Raw genomic sequence first — 22,502 nt, 5'->3', positions numbered from 1 at the left:
GCACTAGCGCATGTGAAATACGACCTCGAAAATGTGAAAAGTTTATATAGCTGGTTTACAAACCTAAAATTGAAGTGAAAGAATGGGCAGAACAGCGACTTTGTTAGGGGTCCTCCTATTACTAACCATAGTGCTGTCCGTGCCCACATATATTGTCGAAGGAAAGCCTAAGGAAGCTAAGCCGGAGGAGGGGAAACCTGTTGCATCAACGCATGCTGACTCAAGAAAGCCTAAGGAAGCTAAGCCGGAGGAGGCGAGGACGCCTATCACGTGTGAGGCCCGCTTCACCGAGATTGAGGTTAATCAGGGAGGCACCTCAACGCTGACCCTGACGGTGACGGCACATGATGGCAATGAAGTGCCGTACCAGAGTAAGATAGTTGGTAGTGGAGATGCTAGAGGCTGGATTACACTCAGCTCCAACCAGCTGACTCTATCGGAAGGGGAGTCACAAGACGTGACGGTCACAGTGAGCGTGCCGGCCGACACAGTCCCAGGAACTTACAATGTGCTGATTAAGTTCGCCCCGCCGCCGGGTAGTCAGGGTAGCCCTGAAGGTGATGGGTGCCACCTGACCATAAGGGTTGGGGGCTCTACACCACCAACAATAGTTGAAGATATCACACCACCAACGACAACCCTTACGCTCTTTGGGACGGAGGGCGATAAAGGCTGGTTCGTATCTGACGTCATAGTGAACCTAACGGCAGTAGATAATGAAGGAGGGAGTGGGGTTAAGGAGATTCACTACATACTCAATGGTGAATGGATTATCCCCGGTCACACAACCGAGTTCACGATATCTGAGGAAGGCATCCACACCCTCACCTACTGGGCCGTAGACAATGCAGGGAATGCGGAGGAGCCTAAGACTGCGGAAATAAAGATTGACAAGACGCCTCCATCCTTGTCTAAGGAGCTCTCTGGGACCGAGGGTGATAATGGTTGGTGGATTTCAGATGTTAAGGTTATCTTAACCGCTACAGACGAAGTTTCCGGAGTGTCTTCGATAGAGTACAGTTTCGATGGCGTGAACTGGATCACCTACTCCGAACCATTCAACATCAATTACGAAGGAACTACAACCCTATACCATAGGGCCACCGACAACGCTGGAAACACCTACGAATTACCGTGTCAGCAAATTAAGATAGATAAAACTCCTCCGGAAGTCACCATCACCACTCCCTACAATGGTGCTCAATATATTCTTGACGAGCCGGTGTATGCAGAGTGGTCCGCCGAGGACCCTGTGTCAGGAATATGCTCTTTGGTTGCGACGGTCGAAAATGGGATGCCCATAGACACCTCAACAGTAGGTCCTAAAGATTTCACAGTGACCGCTGGGAATTGCGCCGGACTATCCACCACGGTCACCGTGACCTACAACGTGATCTACAACTTCAAAGTAACGAAGGATGGCGACACGCATAGGCTTGGCAGTGCTGTCGAGATCATGTGGCAGTATACCAACTACGAAGGAACCCCTGTAGATAGTAGCGGAGCAAACCCCAAGGTGGAAGTAGTCATGCCAAACGGAGTCGTGATAACGCCGGAGCCTCCCGGTAATGCCCCTCTCCTACAGTATCACATTGAGACTCGCACTTGGCACCTCAACTGGGATACTAACAAAGACTGGATTGAAGGTGAATACGTCGTTCGCATATGCAGTGAACAGACAGGACAGAATAACGAAGTCAGGGTAACGCTAGTTAGTCAAGGACAGGGACAACAGTAACTGCAATCAGCTAATCAGTAGTTTTTCCCTCCAATATAAACCTCCTGGAGCACGCGTTACCTGAACCCGTGCTCTAGGGCTCTCCACAGGTTTGAGTTCTGGCCACAAGTTTTAATTACTGTCTTAGAGCAATATGATGGTGGATTGGTTGGCTTCGTCGTTGAGTGAGCTGTCTCGAGTGGCTTACGTGGCAAGTTACACTACCCTCGCCATCATACTGAGGTTCTTCGAGCTGCCCTTCCCTCCCGCACCCTTCCTAAAATATGATATTGCTGGCGTCCCTCTGGCACTGCTTGCCTTCAACTCCTTGAGGAGCTCACTAATAGCTCTCCCCGCTTTCTTCCTAGTTTCAGTTATCCTCGGCGCGGACCCGGTGGGCATGATTATGAAGGTTACCGCCGAGGTCGCTACCTACGTACCTCTAGTCATCCTTTACAGGAGGTTCTCAAGCAGGTCTATCGGTCCAGCTACGGCTCTCTCCGTAGGCGTCGCCACCGCGTCCAGGACTCTGGCTATGTGTCTGCTTAACCTTCTGGTGACGCCTTACTGGCTCATGATGGCGTACCCGAACTACTTCACAAGCTTCGAGATTGCGTGGAGCTACACACTCTACTACCTCCCGTGGATAACGGTCTTCAACGCCAGCCTGGCTGTAGCTGTTGCTTTACTGAGCATCTCAACCTACAGGGTTTTAAGGAGGATGAGTCGGTAGAGATGGTTCCCATCATCTCCGCCAGAAGGCTTTGGTTCCGATATCCTGAAGGTGACTGGGTCCTCAGAGGATTAAGTCTAGAGGTTGGCGGTGGGGAGGCGGTACTCATTATAGGTGGGACTGGATGCGGGAAGACAACGCTGGCGAGGGTTCTGAACGGCGTCGGGGTACACGTCTATGAGGGGGTTATAGAAGGTGAGGTACTTGTTAAGGGTAAGGGGGTACTTGAATACGATGTCGGCGAGCTCTCTAGGATCATTCACGTCGTGGGGCAGAACCCATACATATACTTCACGGAACCCCTTCTGGAGGAGGATCTACGTTCCTACGCCGAATCCATTCACGGAAACCTAGAGAGGGCTGATAAGTCCTTCAGGAAGGCCGCTGAGTCAATGGGTTTATGGGGTGTTCTGAAGAGGTATTTCTTCGAGCTGTCTGGGGGGCAGGCTAGGAGAGCCGTAATCAGTAAGGCCCTGATCGCTGACCCGGAACTCATAGTTTTCGACGAGCCACTAATGTGGCTCGATGATAAGGGTGTTTACGAATTCCTCAACGTGCTCAGGATGCTCAAGCTGATGGGTAAGAGCGTTCTGGTATTCGAGCACAGGTTCCTCCCCCTACTGAATTACGCTGACAGAGTCTACGTAATGTCTGAGGGGAGGTTGAAGGAGGTGCCCGGAGAGCCCTCAAGGCTGCTTGGAGAGATGCGGGATGCGCTGCCCGAACCCCCCAAACATCCGGAGGGTTCAGGGGTTGCCAGAGGTCGTGTGGCCGTTGAGGCTAGGGGCGTCCGCTTCAGCTACGGAGGGACCCCTGTTTTGAGGGGTGTGGACCTCACGGCCGGGGAGGGTGAGATTCTGTTCATCTACGGAGATAACGGGTCGGGCAAATCTACATTGCTCAAGATCCTGGCTGGGTACCTCAAACCTAAGGAGGGTAACGTACTTAGGAGTGGGAGGGCTATCTATATACCCCAGAACATTTACCTCTTCTTCACTGAGGAGTGTGTGAGGAATGAGGTTAGGGAAGTGTGTAGAGCCCATAGCGGTAGTGAAGACTGCGTGGAGGAGGGGTTGAGGAGGGTTGCTGAGTTAGGACTCGACCCTGACAAGACCCCGTTCAACCTGTCGTATGGGCAGATGGTTAAGCTTGCAATCACCGTCGCCCAACTAGTCCCTGGCTTGAGCGTCATACTCCTTGACGAACCCTTCTCAGGGCTCACGTACGCTGACAGGGTTAAGTTACTTGAGTATCTAGTTAAGGTTAAGCCCGCTAAAATAATAGCCACAAGCAATAGTGAGGTTTTAGGGCTTAGGGAGGGTGTTAAGGTACTCAGACTAGAGGATGGTGTGCTGATGGAGGATAGGCAGTTAGGTGATCGGCGAATAGGGGTGTTTAGGGGTGGGTGATGCATGCTCAGAGAGCTTGCGTACATGTTCCTTTATGCCGGGGACGATAAGGGCTTAAGCACCGTATGCAGGATCATAGCACCCTTATGGCTCACAGCACTCACCTTATCCTCCAGGGCCTCACCAAACCCCACAACATATTACCTAACCCCCTTCTCCGTACTAATGGTGGAGTTCGCCCTAGCGGGTTACGTGAGGAGTTGGAGATTGGTTTTAAGCGGGTTGAGACTCGTGCTCCTATTCACTCTGGTGAGCACGGCCATCTTCGCGCTCAGCACGTTCATTAACCCTCCCGCACCTCCAATACCGGAGCTCGCTTCAGGCGTTGCCAGGCTAGTTTCGCTCTTCCTGGGCTTCACACTCTTATTCCAGCTGGTCTCTCTGAGGGAGTGGAGGGGGGTGTTACATAGAATCGGTCTCAGGCGTCAGTCATTAATAATCAGCATGATAATGACTCAACTCCCGACAACGCTCATGCACTTCTCGGAAGCCCTCACAACGGTGAGGCTTAAGTATGTGGGTAGGCGCGTAGAGCGTTTAGTGACCCCGCTCACATACTACACGGTGTTGAACACAAGGAATGTTGTGGAGGCGTATGCCCAGTACCCGCCCTCGGTGAGGGCGAGGCTGACACTCCTGAAGGGGAGGGATTTAATGATCTACACCGGCCTGGCAGTCCTGACAGTCGTAGCTTTAACAGCTCCCTGAGGATTGTTCTTTCTTGATTTACTGGATCTGTTCTTATGCTTTGCGGCGGCGCAGTGGTTAAACATCAAAGAACATGGTGAACCATCTACTGGGGAACGGTAGGTCCTCGCGATGAGGTGGTTTCATGTAGAAACGCAAGTTCTTGATCGGACTCGGTGTTGGGGTGTTGAAAGTGGTGAGGGCATTCTTAAGTTAGGTTCGCGCGGATTTCTTCCTCTCCTCCTCAGCCCTTACCTTCACGATTCCCATGAATACTGCGCAGCTAACGCAGTAACATTTAGTTACTGGGTACCTACCTATGATGGCGCCCTTCTTCTCAAGCTCGTCAGCCAACTGAGGATCTACCGGAGAGTACCACCTCGTGACGCATACCGCCTTGTCCTCCGGAACTAGTCTGCCGCATTGATCGCAGTGTATTAGCTCGACGGAGCCTTTGCTTCCCTTACGCCTCCCCCTGCTCTCACGCTTCTTCGGCAAACCGAACACCTATAGCTATTGGATCAAAACTTTATAAATGATTTCCTGTACTAGTACTTCCTAGCGTATCTCATGTACGTCACTGCCTTCCTCCCGCAGACAGGGCACGTGACGTCTGGGTTCCTGCCGAGCTCCTCCGCAACCTTGAGCGGGGTTCCTAGAGTCTCTAGGGAGTGTGTCGTAGCGATGTGGTCGGCGCATTCCCTGAAGCCGCACCACGGAACCTCGACTATGTCAGCACCCCGCTTTAGAGCCTCCTCGAACTCGCTTAACTCTCTCGCCGTGGCCATGCGTTCCCTGAACGACCTCCAAGCCCTCCCACTTAGGTTGGCGTCTATGTCCTCGCCCATCCTCCTCAGCCTGGCTGGCAGTTCGTTAAGAGGTACTTTCTCCTTCCTCAGCGTGTCCCTCCTGAACACTGTGGCCATGCCCTCGCGCAGCTCTATAGGGCCTAGATCAATCCTCAGCGGGACTCCCTTAAGCTCCCAGTACGCGAATTTCTCACTGGGCGTTCTGTCCTCATCCAGGTCTACATGCGTTCTTAGGCCATCCTTCCTAAGAGACTCCCCAACCTCCTTAGCTCTAGCGTAGACCTCACGCTTCCCTTCCTCACCCCCAGCAGGTATGGGGACCACGACAACCTGTATAGGCGCCACCCTGAACGGGAGGACTAAACCCTTCCCATCCCCATGGGTGCTTATCAGGGAGGCTATAACCCTCTCGGAAATCCCGTATGATGTCTGCCAGGCGTAGTCAACGGTCTCGTCCCTCCTCTGCACCCTGACCTCGAAGACCTTCGTGAAGTTCTGTCCTAAGTTATGCACGGTCCCTATCTGAAGCGCCCTCCCGTCAGGCATCAGCGTGTCGAAAGCTATTGTGTACACAGCGCCTGGGAACTTGTCCCAGTCAGGCCTTCTGGATACTAGGTAGGGTATTCCCAGTAGGTCGAAGAACCTGCTGTATATTCCGACGGCCTCAGCGACCTGCCTCTCAGTGTCTTTGAAGTCTTCATGAACCGTATGGGCTTCCTTGAAGGTGGTGACCTCCCTAACACGGAGCATGGCCCTCGTAGCCCTCGTCTCATACCTGAATATGCTGACAACCTGGTAGTACTTCTTAGGTAATTGCTTGTAGCTCTTAATCCAGAATGACTCCATGAACGTCAGTGAGGTCTCACTCGTAGGCCTTAAAGCAAGCTTAACGTCGAGGGGCTCGAGGCCGCCGTGAGTGACCCAATAAACCTGGTCCTCAAAACCCCTCACGTGCTCGGATTCCTTAGCAAGCAGATCCTCAGGTATTAGGAGGGGGAGCAGTATCTCTTCATGGCCTGTTGAGTCCAGGAGATCCCTCATCAAATCCATCACATGCTTCCTGAGCTTGAAGCCGTAGGGCATCCAGACAGCAAGACCCTTAACAGGGTACCTTCCGTAGTCGTAGAGTTCGGCCTCCCTCAACACCCAATCGAACCACTCGCTGAAGCTCTTACCCCCCAACAACTCTTCACGCATCAACAACCCACCTCACCAAACGACTTGAGGGCACAGTACCTCAATCCGAGCACCAACAATTTACTGTAGGTACACACTTATAAAAACCTGAGTTAAGGAGGCCTCCTGAACGGGGTTAGAGCCCTTGAGCCAAAGCCCCACGTACGCGGGGGGTTTAAGCGTCTCGGGCTTGCCAGTATTAGTGCTCACCAACACGCCAGTTAGTCAGGCGGTCCCTCCACAGTCAAACAGCTCATTTTCAGGACGCTTCCAACATCACCTCCACATTAGCGACCGTTAAGAATGTCTTCCTATGAAGTCCTCCGAAAACTCAGAGCCCGGGGATTCTAGTCCTGAAGCGGGGCATTAACACCGCCGATAAGGAGATAAAAATTCCACGCGGATCGTGGTAAGTGCTGAAGAACAGCGTCCACAGTCATATGGACGCCTACGATAAGCCGCTTCAGAGGTTCACTGCCACGCGTTTTAGTAGAGTTGACTTTCAACATCTAGACCTTTACTCAGGGTGATTGCACGTCTTCAAATCTCTTGCTCGCCTGCTCGCCCCCGACCCCCCAGTTCTCTTTAGGTATCTCGTGAATCACCACCTCAACAGCGTTTGGCGGTATACCTAAATCAGTGAAGACCTTGGTGATCCCTGCTATGATCTTCTCCTTACCTTCGTCTGAAATACCTCTCCAAACATATACATGAACCAGGGGCATTGCCAAACCCAACTAGATTTAAACTATTGAGCGGTTAAAAACGCTACCAATCAAATACCGCATGACTCACTGCCTCAGGGACGTTAACAGACCGGTAGAAATCCAAAAACACGAAAACTGTTTTTCTCACCCCTATCACAACGTAATCCCCTCTTCCCACCTATCCCCGCAATTCCTGCTGACGCTTAGTTACCCGCTTGAGGACCCCCGCCTCCACATGACGTGGTGCGTTGGCATTTCCAAGGTTTATAGCCTTGCACCCCCTATTATGATGGTGCTGCGGCTTGAGGGTGTTGGGTTCCATACGGGTGGTCCCTGTGGGGACCCAGTCAGCTAGCTTAAGCAGTTATGTTGCCGAGGCTCTAAGGGTCATCGAGGCCGCAGGTCTCAAACATCAGGTAACCCCCTTCGGCACGGCGGTCGAGGCTGACTCAGTAGAGGGGATTGCCAAGGTTGTTGAGGAGATTGCTGAGAGGCTGAGGGCTATGGGGGTTCCGAGGCTTGTGGTAGATGTATCGCTAGACCTGAGGTTCGATAAGAACATAACGCTGGAGTACAAGGTCAGGTCAGTGCAGGAGAGGCTTCAGAGTGCGAGCGGTGGAGACCCTGCTGGGCCAAGCAGGTCTGAAGGACGTAGTGGGCGGGCTGAATGAAGGTCTTAATCACCGGCGGTGCAGGTTTCATAGGGCATAATGTGGCCCTTCACCTGGAGGGGAGGGGGTATGATGTATCGATAGTCGACAGTATGGAGAGGTCCAGCAAGCATGCTTTGAGAAGGCTTGAGGGGTTTAACGTGCGCGTGGTTAGAGCTGACGTGAGGACCTTCAGCAACTACGGGCATTTCGACGCCGTGGTTCACGCCGCAGCATACGTCAGCGTTGAGGAGTCCCTCAGAGAGCCCCTCAAATACCTCGAGAACAACTCACTAGGGACTGCCAGGGTGGGGTATGAGTGTGCTAGAGGAGGTCTTAAGCTCATCTACCTGAGCTCAGCGGCAGTCTACGGGGAGCCACTCAAGCTACCAGTGGACGAGGAGCACCCGACAAGCCCTCTCTCACCATATGGTCTGAGCAAACTCTACGGTGAGGAAATCCTCAGGAACTTCGCCAGGACCTATGGCCTCAAACACATCACGCTCAGACTTTTCAACGTCTACGGTCCAGGTCAGAACCCGGCATACGCAGGCGTTATAACGAACTTCATGGAAAGGGCGTTGAAGGGGGAGCCCTTAATCATCCACGGTGACGGAGAACAGACAAGAGACTTCATCTACGTGGGCGACGTAGCTAAGATCATCGAGTGCCTGATTGAAAGGGATTTATTCGATAATCAGACATACAACATCGGCTCAGGAAGGCCTACAACAATCAACCAGCTAGCAACAACTATCAGGAACCTCATCAACAAGGGGCTAGCCATAACGTACGCGCCAGCAAGACCTGGGGACATAAGGCACAGCGTCGCCAACGTGGGCAGGGTGAGGAAGCTCATCAACATCCAGACAATATCCCTCGAGGAAGGACTCAAGAAAACCTTAGATCAAGTCAAACGTGACCTCCAGCAGGGAGGCTAAGCAAGAGAGATTGACGTATAACGTAGGGGAAACCGAATACGTAAGTTCAACTCCACCAGGTCAGATTGATTGAAAACGGGGACGTAGTCCTCGGAATAACCTCCGTACCCAGTCATACAACCATGCTGATCACATTCACATTTAAGGTGAAGGAGGACGTTCAGAATGGAACCGTAATAGAGGTATACGGTGATAATGAATTGGGAGGGGGGTGACATGGGCAATGAATATAGTTCATACCCTGACCAGTGGGTCACCATAGTGCTGTCAAACCCGCTGTTAAACGTGGCTAAAACAGGACCGGCGGTGGGCATGCCGGGGCGACTTACGGAGTATTTGATATCGGTAGCCAACCTCGGCGGCTCGCCGGCAGTTGATGTAAACATCGAAGACCTGCTACCTAACGGAACCTTAAAGACCTGGTCGATACCGCGAGTAGAATCTGAAGAGCAGAGAACGTTTAGCATTAACATCGCTTTACCTGAGCCCCAGGGTTTATGCCAGTCATTCATCAACAACGTCACAGTCTCTTGGAAGGATGTTGAGGGTTGGGAATACGGCCCCCAATATGGGATTCAGTAACCACTTCCCTTGAAACCACGGTGGTTACTGAAGTGCAAACCCGTAGGACGGTTGTGCTCATTCCAACAACTGCAACAGTCACTCATACCGCGATACTACCTACCACATCCACCGTCACAAAGACCCTGACGACTACCCGTATAGTTCCGGAAACAACGACTGTTCTTGTACCCACGACGATCACGCGTCCATCCCAAACCTTCACAGCGACCGTAACAGAAGCTAGAGAAACGTTGATAACCACATATATAGGTACCCTAACCATCTTGATATCGCTGATACTGTTCTTCCTCGGCCTGATCCTAGGCTATCTCCTCGGGAGGAGGAAGAGGGAAGAGGAGCCTGGGGCAAAGACCCCCAGCACCCCACCTTAAGTCTTTCCCGATCAATCCTGCCCCCTACAGGCACGCATGCACCGAAAGTTATAGATTCGCGTTGTTCATTCCCTGCTGCCAGCTTTTTAATTCATGTGTAATACTTAGCGGGGACGTGTATTGAGTCGCCTACTCGGCTATGAGGATCTTTCTAAACTTGTATTAGTGTCAAGTCCTTCCATCCATCCCTCGTCAAAGCTGGTGGCGTTCCTCACAGCCAAGATAAACCTTGAGAAAAACATGTACGAGTCCGCCGTGTGGATGGCGGGTGTTGACGGTTGTGAGGTGTATCCGTTCACTGGCGGCCCTGATGATTTCTGCCCTCAATGGTGTCCTGACGGAAGGAAGCTGTCCTTCGTTTCTCGGCGCGGTCTGGCGGAGGGTGAGAAGGGGGCAAGCATCTATATAGCGTCCCTCGAGTCGAGGGAGCCGTGGAGGCTTGCATACTTTAAAGGCGGTGTTACGGAGTACGGGTGGTCTCCGGACTCGAGGAAGGTGGCCGTGATATCTAAGGTGGGTGAAGCGCATGAGGACGTGAAGATTATAGACCGGATACCCATATGGGGCAATGGCGAGGGGTTCACGTACAACGTCAGGAAGCACGTGTTCGTAGTGGAAGCGTCGAGCGGGATCACGCATCAACTCACTGACGGAGACCTCAACGTCAACACGATGGCCTGGAGCCCTGACGGCAGGAAGGTGGCCTACGCAGCCTCCGTCGAGGAGCTGAAGCCGTATGAGACCAGACTCTTCGTGCATGACATTGAGTCCGGGGAGCGTGTTGAACTCCCTATGAGGGGGTACGCCGTGTCAGCCCTCACGTGGAGTCCTGACGGTGAGAGGATAGCCTTCATCGGCAGGGACGTTGAGAGGGGGAGGGGCCTGGCCTCACACAATAAGGTATATGTGTACGACCTCGACTCCGAGGAGTTGAAGGTGTTGACGGAGGGGCTGGACAGGAATGCGTTAAACACGCTGGGAAGCGACGCCAGGTGGAAGAGCTGCTCACCGTCGCTTAAGTGGATTCCTGACGGGGGCCGGAGCGGCCACCTCTACTTCCTAGTGTCCGACGCCGGCAAGGTCGCCCTCTACCGAGTTGCTCCTGAGGAGGGGCTGAGGAAGCACCTCGAGCTCGACGGCAAGAGCGTGGACTCGTTCGACGTGGGGTTAGACGGTGCAGTTGCCTTCACGGCGATGGGGCCTGACGAGCCTGCGGAGCTCTACATATCCAAGGCTGGTGACTTGGTGAAGCTGACGAGCTTCAACGAGTCCTTCGTCAAGACCTTCAACCTAACCAAACCGCAGCACTTCACATTCAAGGCGAGCGACGGCGTTGAGATCGACGGATGGATTCTCTGGCCTCCTGAAGAGGGGGTAGGGGGTGGGAAAATGCCTTGGGTGCTGTACATACACGGCGGGCCTAAAACCATGTACGGCGACGGCTTCTTCTTCGAATTCCACCTGCTCGCCCATAAGGGGTTCGCCGTAGTCTACACGAACCCCAGGGGCAGCGATGGCTACAGTGAGGAGTTCGCTGACATAAGGTGTCACTTCGGGGAGAGGGACTACCAAGACTTGATGGAGGCCGTTGATTACGTGCTAACCAAGTACGGGGGCAGGCTCGACCCAGAACGTGTTGGTGTGGCCGGAGGCAGTTACGGCGGGTTCATGGTTAACTGGATAGTGACTCATACAGGCAGGTTTGCGGCGGCAGTGACTCAAAGATCTATAAGTGACTGGGTAAGCAAGTTCGGGACGACTGACATAGGCTTCTACTTCAACGCCGACATGATAGGGTGCGGTCAGCCTCCGTGGAGGAACCTGCAGGCATACCTCGAGAAAAGCCCTATAACACATGTGGAAAACGCGAGAACCCCAACACTCATAATCCACAGCATGGAGGACTACCGTTGCTGGCTGGACCAGGCCATAGAGCTGTTCACAGCGCTGAAGCTTAGAGGCGTTGAAACACGCCTCCTGCTATTCCCGAACGAAAACCACGAACTCACCAGGAGCGGTAAACCGAAACACAGGGTCGAAAACCTCAAACACATAACGCGCTGGTTCCTGAAACACCTTAAGGGAGTCGAAGAAAGAGATTGAAGATGTCTTAGACTGGGAAAGACAGTACTTTTTCAGCCCGACACCTTGTTTTGAGGAACTGGCAAGACTTCGGAGGCGACGTGAAAACGGAAACTCATTCCTGAAGCGACAGTAATTTCCCTGGGCTAGTATATCCGTTCAGAGTAGCCAGTATCGTGAGCAGTAGTATTTGCGCCACCGCTGTGTAACCCGTCGTCGCCGGTGCTGACCCATAGTGGGGGATCGCGAAGTCCCTGATACTACGTGATATTCCATGAAAAGTCAGTGCGGAACCCAGGGCTGCGGGATTGAATCAAAAATGTAGCGAAGATATATTTAGGAGTGCTTGCTTAAGCAGTAGTGAGGGTACAGAGGCAAGTGGAATGAGCGGATATAGGGGCTTGACCAGTGAGGATGTCGCGAAGAGGCTGGAGACATACGGGCTTAACAAAGTTCCTGAAAAGAGGGAGAATGTGGTTGCCGCCTTCCTGAGGAGGTTCACGGGATTAACGCCATACACTATAGAAGCGGCCGCGGCAATCTCCCTTGCTTTAGGGAAGTACGTGGATTTCACTATAATGGTGTCGCTACTCCTCGTAAATGCCGTTATTGGCGTTCTTCATGGGTATAAGGCTGGGAAGGCTGTTGAGGTGCTCAAATCGAGGTTGAGAATAAGTGTGAAGGCTTTAAGGGATGGTGAGTGGGTTGATGTTGCCGCCGAGTACGTCGTGCCGGACGATATTGTAAAGATTTCCATGGGCGACATCGTGCCCGCTGATGGCGTCGTTGTTGAGGGCTCCGTAATAGTTGATGAATCTGCGTTAACCGGGGAATCCATACCCGTTGAAAAGGGCGTCGGTGGCGAGGTTTACGCTGGAACTACGGTCGTTAGGGGGGAGGCTATTATCAGGATAGCTGCAACAGGCGTTAGAACGCGCTTCGGCAGGACGGTTGAGCTTGTTCAGATAGCGAAGCCCAGACTCCTGATAGAGGAGATAACCAACAGCATAACTAAGTGGCTTCTAATCGTGGATTCCCTCTTCATAGCCCTGGTCGTGGTTAAGCTTATTCTGGCAGGGCTTAACTTGCTTGATATCCTGCCCTTCACCTTAACGTTGCTACTAGCCTCGATACCCATAGCTCTGCCAGCCATGACCACTATAACTCTTGCTTTAGGGAGTGTTGAGCTCGCAAAGAGCGGCATAGTCGTCAGGAGGCTTGAAGCCGTAGAGGCTGCCTCCATGATGGACATTATATGCCTGGACAAAACTGGAACGATAACGGAGAACAGGATAGTAGTGGATAAAGTAGTGCCAGTGGTCAGCGAGTACAGTGTGGAGGATGTGATTCGGTATGCCGTCCTAGCGTCTGAGGAAGTAACGAAGGACCCTATAGATAACGCCATCAGGCAGAGGGCTAGGGAGATGAACATCAGCATAAGCACGGTGAAGACATTAGAATTTAAGCCATTCACGCCTGAAACGAAGAGGAGTGAAGCGCTGGTTCAGCTTCAGGGGCGGAGGGTGAGGGTCGTCAAGGGCGCGCCGCAAGTGCTCCTACAGCTAGCCGCTGACGACAACAAGGAAAACATTGGGAAGAGCGTTGAGGAGTTAAGTAAGGAAGGGCTTAGGCCGCTAGCCATAGCCGTGGAGACGCAGCAAAGCACCATCAAGATCGTCGGGTTGTTAGGGCTCTACGACAGACCCCGCGAGGACTCAAGGCAGTTTATAGATGCTATGAGGGGTTTTGGCGTGACGCCGAAGATGGTTACCGGGGATAACATACACATAGCTAAGGCTGTAGCGAGTAGGGTTGGTATAGGTGAGAGGGCTGTCAGCTTGAGGGAGGTCTCGAAGGAGCAGCTAGTCAGCAGCGTCGAGGACGTTGACGTCTTCGCGGAAGTCATACCTGAGGACAAGTACGACATTGTGGAGACCCTGCAGAGGAAGGGGCATGTGGTCGGTATGACCGGTGACGGGGTGAACGATGCGCCCGCGCTCAGGAAGGCGGATCTAGGTGTGGCTGTGAGCGGGGCTACTGACGTGGCTAAGTCAGTTGCCTCAGCAGTGCTCACATCCCCAGGTTTGAGGGAGATCGTCAACATCATAAGGCTCGGGAGAATGACTTACAGGAAGGTCGTCGTGTGGACCGTAAACAAGATAGTTAAGACGTTCAGCATAGTATATTTTGTGGCGATATCGACTCTGTTCCTCGGGCTCCCAATACTGACGCCTACACACATGATATTAATGCTGTTTCTCTACGACTTCGTAACGCTATCCATAAGCGCTGACGTGCTGAAGCCGGGCAGGAAGCCTGAGAAGTGGGATGTGAGGAAGCTTACAGCAGTCTCAACCACGCTTGGCGCTGTGAAGCTCGCGGAGCTATTCATGGCGCTATATGTAGCGATATTCATTAACTTACCATACCCACAGCTACAGAGCTTCATGTTCTACATCCTCCTCCTTTCAGGACTCCTGAACATACTGAACTTCAGAGAGGCTGGAGCGTTCTGGGGCTCGAGGCCAGGCAAGTATGTGTTGCTGGCCATAGTGGTCGATGGTGTGGTCGCAACGATCCTCGTGTGGAGGGGAATAATAATACCTTCATTACCAGCGCACGCAATAGCGATAGCGGTGGCCTACACCATGGCAGTAGCACTGCTGCTCACGGACATCGTTAAGATCGCAGTATACAGGCTGTTTAGCTATACATAAAAATTTCTCGAGGGTTTCAGGCAGTCCGGGACTGCAATCAACGACGCGTTCCTAGGGGATGCTGCGAACATGTTTGACGGCGTGATAGGATGGCTCACGTACTACGGCTACCAGGCCTTGAGAGTGGGTCATGAGGAGGCAATCGCTAAGACCCTCGATGAGGGTTCTAAGCTAGTTCGGGAAGAGTTAGAGAGTTTCCTCCCGATAAGACCTCAAGCCCAAACCCAAGAAGAGGGTTAGTGACAAGCAGCTAACACACTGCCTGAGAGAACTAGTCAACTATGGGTTCGTTGAGAAAACCGGCAACGAGTATGACACAGCCGACCCGGTGTTAAAGCACACGGCCCGAAAGCTGAGTATTTAGACTTTGGCTCGACCCCCAACATGAAGAGCGGGGCTAGAACTCGCGTGTGACTATCCCCAGCCTCTTGGAAGACGTTCGTTCACTACACTAACCTAACCCTGCCTACGTTGGTGGAGGGTCAGGGTAAGGCTTAGGAAGTAACGCACAAGATAAGTCTGCGTGTTCGTAGTTAAGTTATGCTTACGGCTGGGAGCCCGCTCTCTGCTTGATACTCAGCTGTCTGAGTACGCTATGATTCCCCTAAGCACCTTGTCCTCAGGTTAGCCCGAGGATGTTTAAAACTACGTAGTGACTTCAGCTGTTGTTACTGTGTTGGTGTATTTCTTAGCTACGCTGATCAGTTTTTATCGTCAGTTACCAGGGTTAGTTTATTTTGTGTTGCGATGTAGATGTAGGATGCGTCGTAGATACTTATCCCTTCTTTCATGGCTATTTCTAGTACGTCCTTCTCGGGGCTTCCTACGGTGTGTAGGTCCAGTATGTTGAAGATCTTAGACAGCAACTCAACTAATCCATAGGCTGTCTCCACCCGTATTCTCTTGAGTAGGTAACACTCTTCCCAAACTGCGTTAATAGTCTCATAGATGGCAAGATCTGTAGTGCATCCCTTCACGAAGACCCTTACCTTCCTCCTCTTCACGAGATTTAGTATAGCGCTGGCGTCGTAGAGATACACAGCTACCTACCTTCCCTATCCTCCCGTATCAGTTCAACTACCTCCTCATCAGATATCTGAGTGAGTTCTCTAGATAGCTCGCCAGATAGCTCCTCGAGCTCCTCAACCATACGCTTCTTAACTTCTTCTTCGAGGGCTCTCCTAATGACAGGGCTAGGCTTTATGCTGTACCTGTCTAGAAGCTCTTTCAACCTCTTCGGAATCTTAGCAGAGACGGCGAGCCAAGTATATGATGTGGGACTTATCGTGAATACAAACGTCTTAATAGTGAGTATATGAATGGATGAGATAAGGAATTCAGTATATACATCATACACTTCCCTGCTGCTTCCTCATCACCTCTTCGAGGTTCTCTACCGTGTAGATTATTCCGTTTACTTGGTGATCGTGTTGTCTTAGTGACTCGATGAAGTCCGTATCTATGGTTAGCCATTGAAGGTTATTTATTTTCACAACTGAGTGGTGTAGGGCTTAAACATCATAAGAAACATCTATAACAGATTAGATGCGACGAATAAGGCATACATAGAGGCACGTAGAATCTATAATGAAGGACACAGAGACTACGTAGACGCGCAACTGTAAACTTGTTCTACAAGTACGCAAGATGTGGGGTGCCTGGGGGTGCTGTTTGTCCCTGGATGTTCATCCTTGTTTGTTTATGTTCTTTCATGTCCAGGGCCTTCCACATTGTTCACATGGATTTGAATATTCGCGCGGGTTCATGGGGTGGCTGTCGAGCTAAATGGCACGGAGCTCCCACCCAGTTCTGTCTCTGGGCGGCTTTGAGCACTGCCCCCATCACCGCTCAGACTCATCAATAAAAATAAACATAAACAACGCTCATAAACATTCCCTCAAAACATCAAGAAGAAAACAGCCCCGAACGCCTCCAAGGGTGATGCAGGAGAGAAGGGATGAGGCAATGACACCACCTAACATAAACCTACATGAGAGCTGAACCCCTTCTCCTTAAATCCCCTAATTCCATCTTCCTCACGGCTAAACTCCCACACAAACTAGCAAATGGGGATACGTGAGTTCATCGCTAGATAATTCGAGAACTCGAACTAGGAATCACCAGTAGGAGGTTTAAGCAGTAGTGCTTGTTTTTGCTGTGAGAATAGTATCCACCTTGCTTAGATGTTTAAGACCTTGTTTCTACGTTGACTTCCCGACTAGTATTGCTGGGCCTGACCTCAATGTTCTTCGAATATGTGGGTGCACTTACTTTAATTAACTCGAAAAGCCCTCTTAATCATGTAATTAACTTAAGGTCTTCTGAGGTGTATACGATCCCCTTTATCTTGTAGTTGCGTTGTTTCAGGAACTCGATAAACTCTTCGTCTATCGTCAGCCACGGAATATCAGTTGTCCTAGCTGTAGAATAGTACAGGGCATCTATGTAGTCCTTATGGCCCTCGTTGTAGATTCTATAGGCCTCTACGTATGCCTCTACGGGTACGTCTAGCATGTTGTACGTGTTTCTTATAGACTCTAGACCCACTTTGACTATGTCGAGATGTTCTGGTGGTATAGCTTTGAGTGCTTTCCACATCGCCTCTAGGATTCCGACCTCTAAGTAGTAGATTTCTAGCTTTCTAAACAGAGCTATAGCTTTTAAAGCGTCTTCCTCGATCTCTACGCCTAGAGCTGGTAAGAGGAATGTTGTATCAACTAGTACTCTCGGTTTCCGCGATATACTCCTTCTGCTCACGCATGCTCTCCTCCTCGAGTTCCCTCAGAGTTACTCTTGCAACCTTCTTGCCCTTAAGCGAGAGAGTTATAGCATCCGGTAATGGTATAACCTCCAGCTTATTATCACCTACGACAAGCATCACTCGACTCCCCTCATCGATGCCCAACATATCCGCAATCCTCTTCGGTATAACTATAGTCCTTTTCCGACCAACACGTATTGTCAGACTTTCAGTCATTTCAGACCACCGATAAATTCTAACCTACACTACTTAATAAATACAGCGAGCAACAACACCCATAGATAATGACTCTAGAGCACTTACGCAAAATTTCATGCACTAGGCCAAGAAAGTCGAGCTAGTAGAGTCTATGAACTGTATCATCTAAGGAATATACTCTCAGGCAGTAGGTAATGGTCGTACTAACCGATCATTGCTGAGGTACATAAGGTTTTCGTAACTATTAGAATATCCCCGACTTCAGGATAGAACTCACATATTTTCGATCTGCTAGGCCGGTGGAGGGAAACCCCGCGCGGGTTCAAATCCCGCCCCCGGCGCCACCCCTCATAAACCAAGCACAATCCATTTCATGGATTCAGGTCGGTTACTGAAGTTATTCCGTTTTTCTCTACGTAGTCTGCAGACTTTCAATTCCATCTTATAGATTCCGAGGTCTTTTTAAGATTCTTTTTACTTCCTCTTATGTTTCTTTACGTGTTTAGGTGTGTGGCTTAGTTCTTTGTTAGTTGGTTTGCTTTTCCTTGTGTTTGTTTAGGGAGGGGGGTCTTTATTTTCTGCTTTAGGTGTTTCTGTGGTGGCTTCTGGGTGGGGGCTTGCTTTATATACTCTTTGCTTAGTTCCTTATTTCTTCAAGGGATTTTCCACGTCTTCGTTTGTTGCGTTTCGTTATTCGTAGTGTTGAGAAGGCATGAAAATGATGAGTGTTGATGACGTAGTGAGTTGAGAGTAGGTAGTTATGCCTGTTCTAACACTTCCTAAGGTGTTGGAAGGAAACCTGGTTTAGGTTGGTGTGTTTATGTGGATAGAGTTTAAGGTTATTACTTTTCTTCCTTCTCTTCCTCTCCTTTAATCCCCTTCGCCAATCCCTTACCAAGACTTTTGACTACTCCAACACCTTTCTTTACTCCCTTACCCACGGCCTCCCCAGTCTTCTCAGCGGCTTCCTCAGCCTTACCCTTCTCCTTCTTCTCCTCAGTCACGGGGAGTCACCAAGAATTCTATTGGCTTAGAAGTTTATAAATCGGCATAAAGGGTAAGCTCTGGTTTAGAGAGCCCACCACCCCGCTTATGCGGGTTTAAATCCCGTCCCTAGGTCTTCCTAAGCCCAAACATTTTATTCTGAGGTCTTCCCAATATTCTCTTAGTCACGATCACTGTCTACGAGATAGGTTATTCATAGCATTTAATGAACGAACTCGATGATGGGGGTCTTCATTGATACGAATATCTTATTAATATGCCCTACACAGAGTTTCTCCTTGGACTTCAATAACCCCAAGGCTACTAAGATTTTTATCTCCTCGTTTGTAGGATGTAGCTAGGGTTGCTCCCCTGGATAAGCGTAAGCAGTATGTAGCTTTACTTGAGGTCTGCCTAGTCTCTCTAATTCTAGCTTTTGTTGCGTGGTTCCACGAGGCTTATTCAACCTACTTAAGTGGTATCTTCCTTGGTTCTAGCTTCAAAACATTCATGATGCTCGTAACCCTACTAACCATCATCTTACCCAGGAGGAGTTTAAGGATTTACGGCTTCATACCAAAGAATCTGCGTTTCACATTGAAGTGGAGCTCAGCATTTATAGCGGTCTTTATCATACCTACCGCGGTCTCGATCGCTGTATCGGTGGCTCTAGGTGTAGCTAAGCCTGCTGGGCTGTCGCCACTCAGCGTAATTCTAAATGTGTTCTTCTACATGGTCTTCGTCGGGCTTGTTGAGGAGGCTTACTTTAGGGGCTACGCGCAGTCTAGGCTTAATGAGGTCTTTGAGAGGCGCTGGCGGAGGCTCGTCTTTAGGGCTTGGAGAGTTGATTATGGAGTTAGTCTACCTCTAACCTCTGCAATCTTCGCCCTGATACACATAGTCAACTACTGGAACCCGATCACATCAAGGTGGGAACCGACCTGGTGGATGCCCATACACATCCTAGGGTGCTTCGCCTTCGGACACCTAGCCGGGGCCATAAGGGAGGCATCAGACATCTATGTTTCGGCTTCACTACACGGAGGCATAATGACCTCCTACACTTTCCTATCCATTTACACAAACGAATTAATCCTAAACACCAGCTTATTCACCAGCTGGTTCATCTTCTTCCACCTTCTAGCCATCTTCCTCCGTGAATCCGAGAACCTAAAGCTCGAAGCAAAGGAGCTGTGAACGGGAGTAGTTTGGGGGATCTATTTAGTAAACCTAGAATGTTCCAAGATTTCAACAGCATTGTAGAGATACAACTCTATCTACCTTCCCTATTTTCTCTTATTAACTCAACTACTTCTTCATCTGATGTGAGAAAGATCCTTGAAGAGCTCTCTAGACTCCTCCTCGAGTTCTTTAAGCATTAGCTTCTTAACCTCTTTCTCAATTGCTCTCCTCATGGTAAGGTCCATCCATAGGTAGACACAGTAATTAAACCAATATAAGGTTTACCCTACAAGAAAACCTTATCCTCTACAGGTGTAACCTGGTGAGAGTACATTAATGGAGTACACTAATGCTTAACTCTCTCTTCAATTCTTCTTAATCCTACTGTGAACAGGAGTTTATTGTCGTGCTTTGACATGGAGTTAACTGAAGTAGTAGATTAGCATGCAGGATTATCTACTGGATGTGGTCAAGGCTGTGAACAACTATGATGCAGTATGTAGTAAACCGTTACTTGACCTAATCAAGCATCTTCAGCTAATCTAAAGAACAATTCACCCACTTCTCTCCAACTCGCGAAAACAACTCCACATGATAGTTCACGGCATTGGTTTCCACCGATCATCTCCACCGAGGGATCTCACGACTAGAACCCCTTGCATCCGTGAAACCTCGGAGGTACCATTAAACCACTTTAGGTAACGCGAAATCCGAGCACAATAAAATCGCTGAACCCTGAGAACACTCAGTACATTGATACGGACACCGCTGATCACAATGACAGAACATCCCGTCCAGATCAGGGATGCTCGATCAACACGTTGAACCCTCACAATGAGCTGAACAAACCCGGTCAAACAAAACTGTTATGAAGCATTGAATCAATCCTGATCAAGCCACTTGATCATCCTGTACTAACTCGGGACACGTCTTGGCAATTATTCGCGGAGAAATTTCGATCAAACACTCATGATTACCATGAAACCCGACCAGGATAAATTGAATTGAAGAAGGAAAATCAACGTACTTGAGAATACAATACAAAGAATTGAAAAATGATCAACACGTGCGCTGAGCAATCAGGAGACTACGTCTAGGAATACAATGAAGTAAATATAAGAAAAAGTTATGAACCCCCAAGCGTTTTGTAATATGAATATCCTCAGCTCTTGCTGATAGAGTTCTCTTTTCTCTATTGCAAGTATTCACGTTGAGGATGCTTGTTTCTTCTTTGCGTAATCGCATATCTTGTTCAACGGGCAATCTGAACATCTTGGATTTTCTTCATCACAGTACTCTCTACCTACATTCCAATAGACTTCGTCTATGATGGCTGGCATATCTGGAAAAGCAAGCATAGAGAATACTTCTATGTCCTGTATTAAGTCTGGATCGTTCTTTACAACATTCCAATTCATTCTTTTTACTCCAAAAATCCTGCAGAATACCTTAACAACTTGAACATCTATAGGTGGTGTTATAACCCCAGTTACCTTGAACTCAGGGTTCTTTGCTTTTATCTGTGTAAACCAAGGATGTCCAAGAATACCTTCACTAGCTAGCTGGAGGTACTTGGCAATCATCTTAGCTTTCTTAGGACCAATACCCGGAAGCCTCCGCAACATTAGGTAAACTTCAGCTGCAGTGTACTCTCTGTTCTCGAACATAGTGACTGGTGTAACTCCTTCTTTCTTGAGTAGTCTCATGGTATCTACTATATGTTTCGGTATTCTCTCCAGATAGTCTCTCTTATCTTCTTCCTTCATCCAGTTGGACCATTTATTCTTGAAGTACTCCTCTAGGAGTTCTCGGAGTTTACTTTTACCTAGTTTCTCAATTTTCTCGGGGGTTAGTCCTCCTATCTTACCGTTAAGCCATTCTGGGAATTTCCATGCATCATCTGCTTTTACCTGTTCATCGCATATTGTTCCTATCAGCGGTGCATACTCGTTCTGATAGAGAAAAGTAATTGTAACTTCAGGAGGTATTAGCTCCTTTCTAAGTTTACTCCAGGACTTATTAAGGAACTCAGCTTTCCTCTTGATTTCGTCAAAGCTCTTGTCCTTAATACAAAAGCTCATAAGTCTCCCTAATAAGAGTATGATGGAGATCCTTAAAAGCTTCCCGAGATCATTAATTAACAAACTTTTAGTTCAAACGTAAATTCTAGCGATCAAGCATCATCATTTCATATCGTTTCAGGTAAACAGCAACCAACTACTATGACCCGCTCGAGGGATACTTTATTACCTGTGAACGGTCTTTATCCCCCTGCACACATCAATGTACAGCACCATTAGACCGGATGACGCGCTCTAAGCGTAAAACGTTTCGACACCCCCGTCCAAAGAGGACTGCCAACAAACAACGGTCTACAGAACAGCAAACAAGGTTACGTGCGATGCAGACATCAATGCACGCACTACTCTGTCAGCAGAAAGCAGTTAAGTTAAAGCGCGAGGATAATATGTAGAAAAATACTTTTAACCCTCGGAATAATAAGGGAAATAGTAGAGCCGGGGTCGCCTAGCCTGGTAGGGCGCCGGCCTGCTAAGCCGGTGGGGGAACACCCCGCGCGGGTTCAAATCCCGCCCCCGGCGCCACTCCTCATAAACACCCACGACATCCTCCATAGGACCAACGTACTTATCCCCATGGTACAGGTAGAACCTACCCTTCACAACTTTAACCCTCCAGGTAGAGGGCATTGGTTACCCCCGCGATGTGGATACACCTTCGAGGTATAAAAAGTGTATTGGGAGACTTGATGAAGGGGTAACTCTATGATAACTC

The 22,502-nt window shown here is 49.8% G+C and carries 21 protein-coding genes and 1 tRNA gene; 12 read left to right on the top strand and 10 right to left on the bottom strand.

Annotated elements, in window-relative coordinates:
• The first annotated feature begins 82 nt into the window (after positions 1-82).
• From QW772_07245 to QW772_07230, 4 genes are all read left to right on the top strand, one after another.
• The gene (locus QW772_07245; GenBank protein ID MEM0038701.1) at positions 83-1,738 is read left to right on the top strand and encodes a hypothetical protein; all 1,656 of its coding nucleotides are present in this window, start codon (positions 83-85) and stop codon (positions 1,736-1,738) included.
• A 136-nt stretch (positions 1,739-1,874) separates the two neighbouring features.
• Positions 1,875-2,450, top strand: a complete 576-nt coding sequence (locus QW772_07240; protein ID MEM0038700.1) for a hypothetical protein — start codon at positions 1,875-1,877, stop codon at positions 2,448-2,450.
• Between the two features lie 2 nt (positions 2,451-2,452).
• Positions 2,453-3,859: an ABC transporter ATP-binding protein gene (locus tag QW772_07235; protein ID MEM0038699.1), complete on the top strand. Its 1,407-nt coding sequence runs from the start codon at positions 2,453-2,455 to the stop codon at positions 3,857-3,859.
• Positions 3,860-3,862: 3 nt separating this feature from the next.
• On the top strand, positions 3,863-4,567 hold the full coding sequence (locus QW772_07230; protein ID MEM0038698.1) for a hypothetical protein: 705 nt from the start codon (positions 3,863-3,865) through the stop codon (positions 4,565-4,567).
• Positions 4,568-4,759: 192 nt separating this feature from the next.
• Here the strand turns inward: QW772_07230 and QW772_07225 are convergent, their stop codons facing one another.
• From QW772_07225 to QW772_07215, 3 genes are all read right to left on the bottom strand, one after another.
• Positions 4,760-5,044, bottom strand: coding sequence for a 30S ribosomal protein S26e (locus tag QW772_07225; protein MEM0038697.1), 285 nt, complete (start codon positions 5,042-5,044; stop codon positions 4,760-4,762).
• Positions 5,045-5,094: 50 nt separating this feature from the next.
• Positions 5,095-6,552 (bottom strand): proline--tRNA ligase, encoded by a 1,458-nt coding sequence (gene proS, locus QW772_07220; GenBank protein ID MEM0038696.1) that lies wholly within the window; start codon positions 6,550-6,552, stop codon positions 5,095-5,097.
• Between the two features lie 500 nt (positions 6,553-7,052).
• The gene (locus QW772_07215) at positions 7,053-7,268 is read right to left on the bottom strand and encodes a 4-oxalocrotonate tautomerase family protein (protein ID MEM0038695.1); all 216 of its coding nucleotides are present in this window, start codon (positions 7,266-7,268) and stop codon (positions 7,053-7,055) included.
• A gap of 278 nt (positions 7,269-7,546) precedes the next feature.
• On the opposite strand from QW772_07215, the gene QW772_07210 reads away from it, so the two are divergent.
• From QW772_07210 to QW772_07200, 3 genes are all read left to right on the top strand, one after another.
• On the top strand, positions 7,547-7,909 hold the full coding sequence (locus QW772_07210) for an MTH1187 family thiamine-binding protein (protein ID MEM0038694.1): 363 nt from the start codon (positions 7,547-7,549) through the stop codon (positions 7,907-7,909).
• Complete coding sequence (locus QW772_07205; GenBank protein ID MEM0038693.1) at positions 7,906-8,829, top strand: NAD-dependent epimerase/dehydratase family protein; 924 nt, start codon at positions 7,906-7,908, stop codon at positions 8,827-8,829. Before QW772_07210 ends, QW772_07205 begins: the two co-directional genes overlap by 4 nt.
• Before the next feature lie 216 nt (positions 8,830-9,045).
• Positions 9,046-9,411, top strand: a complete 366-nt coding sequence (locus QW772_07200) for a hypothetical protein (protein ID MEM0038692.1) — start codon at positions 9,046-9,048, stop codon at positions 9,409-9,411.
• An 82-nt stretch (positions 9,412-9,493) separates the two neighbouring features.
• On the opposite strand, the gene QW772_07195 is transcribed toward QW772_07200, so the two are convergent.
• Entirely contained in the window at positions 9,494-9,676 is a 183-nt protein-coding gene (locus tag QW772_07195; protein ID MEM0038691.1) for a hypothetical protein, read from the bottom strand.
• A 229-nt stretch (positions 9,677-9,905) separates the two neighbouring features.
• Here QW772_07195 and QW772_07190 point away from each other — a divergent pair, with 229 nt between their 5' ends.
• The 3 genes from QW772_07190 (at position 9,906) to QW772_07180 (ending at position 14,824) form a co-directional block, all read left to right on the top strand.
• Positions 9,906-11,888 carry a S9 family peptidase gene (locus QW772_07190; GenBank protein MEM0038690.1) on the top strand — a complete coding sequence of 661 codons (1,983 nt, stop codon included), beginning with the start codon at positions 9,906-9,908 and terminating at the stop codon, positions 11,886-11,888.
• A 362-nt stretch (positions 11,889-12,250) separates the two neighbouring features.
• Positions 12,251-14,584, top strand: a complete 2,334-nt coding sequence (locus tag QW772_07185) for a plasma-membrane proton-efflux P-type ATPase (protein MEM0038689.1) — start codon at positions 12,251-12,253, stop codon at positions 14,582-14,584.
• Positions 14,585-14,653: 69 nt separating this feature from the next.
• A complete protein-coding gene (locus QW772_07180; GenBank protein ID MEM0038688.1) occupies positions 14,654-14,824 on the top strand; it encodes a hypothetical protein in 171 nt (56 codons plus the stop codon).
• A gap of 461 nt (positions 14,825-15,285) precedes the next feature.
• Here QW772_07180 and QW772_07175 read toward each other — a convergent pair whose 3' ends face one another.
• The 5 genes from QW772_07175 to QW772_07155 form a co-directional block, all read right to left on the bottom strand.
• Positions 15,286-15,624, bottom strand: a complete 339-nt coding sequence (locus QW772_07175) for a type II toxin-antitoxin system VapC family toxin (protein ID MEM0038687.1) — start codon at positions 15,622-15,624, stop codon at positions 15,286-15,288.
• A gap of 2 nt (positions 15,625-15,626) precedes the next feature.
• Positions 15,627-15,941 (bottom strand): hypothetical protein, encoded by a 315-nt coding sequence (locus QW772_07170; GenBank protein ID MEM0038686.1) that lies wholly within the window; start codon positions 15,939-15,941, stop codon positions 15,627-15,629.
• Between the two features lie 941 nt (positions 15,942-16,882).
• Positions 16,883-17,341 carry a PIN domain-containing protein gene (locus QW772_07165; protein ID MEM0038685.1) on the bottom strand — a complete coding sequence of 153 codons (459 nt, stop codon included), beginning with the start codon at positions 17,339-17,341 and terminating at the stop codon, positions 16,883-16,885.
• Positions 17,298-17,561 carry an AbrB/MazE/SpoVT family DNA-binding domain-containing protein gene (locus QW772_07160; protein ID MEM0038684.1) on the bottom strand — a complete coding sequence of 88 codons (264 nt, stop codon included), beginning with the start codon at positions 17,559-17,561 and terminating at the stop codon, positions 17,298-17,300. Before QW772_07160 ends, QW772_07165 begins: the two co-directional genes overlap by 44 nt.
• An 824-nt stretch (positions 17,562-18,385) precedes the next feature.
• A complete protein-coding gene (locus QW772_07155) occupies positions 18,386-18,547 on the bottom strand; it encodes a hypothetical protein (protein ID MEM0038683.1) in 162 nt (53 codons plus the stop codon).
• Between the two features lie 490 nt (positions 18,548-19,037).
• Between QW772_07155 and QW772_07150 the strand changes: the two genes are divergently transcribed.
• A complete protein-coding gene (locus tag QW772_07150; protein MEM0038682.1) occupies positions 19,038-19,724 on the top strand; it encodes a CPBP family intramembrane glutamic endopeptidase in 687 nt (228 codons plus the stop codon).
• A gap of 1,190 nt (positions 19,725-20,914) precedes the next feature.
• Here the strand turns inward: QW772_07150 and QW772_07145 are convergent.
• Positions 20,915-21,790, bottom strand: coding sequence for a hypothetical protein (locus QW772_07145; protein ID MEM0038681.1), 876 nt, complete (start codon positions 21,788-21,790; stop codon positions 20,915-20,917).
• 434 nt (positions 21,791-22,224) lie between these two features.
• Between QW772_07145 and QW772_07140 the strand changes: the two genes are divergently transcribed.
• A tRNA-Ser gene (locus QW772_07140) sits at positions 22,225-22,312 on the top strand.
• Positions 22,313-22,502 lie beyond the last annotated feature (190 nt).

This window comes from Zestosphaera sp., from assembly GCA_038727705.1.
In the GTDB taxonomy this organism is placed as follows: Archaea; Thermoproteota; Thermoprotei_A; order Sulfolobales; family NBVN01; genus Zestomicrobium.
This window is presented reverse-complemented; position numbering and strand designations above follow the sequence as displayed.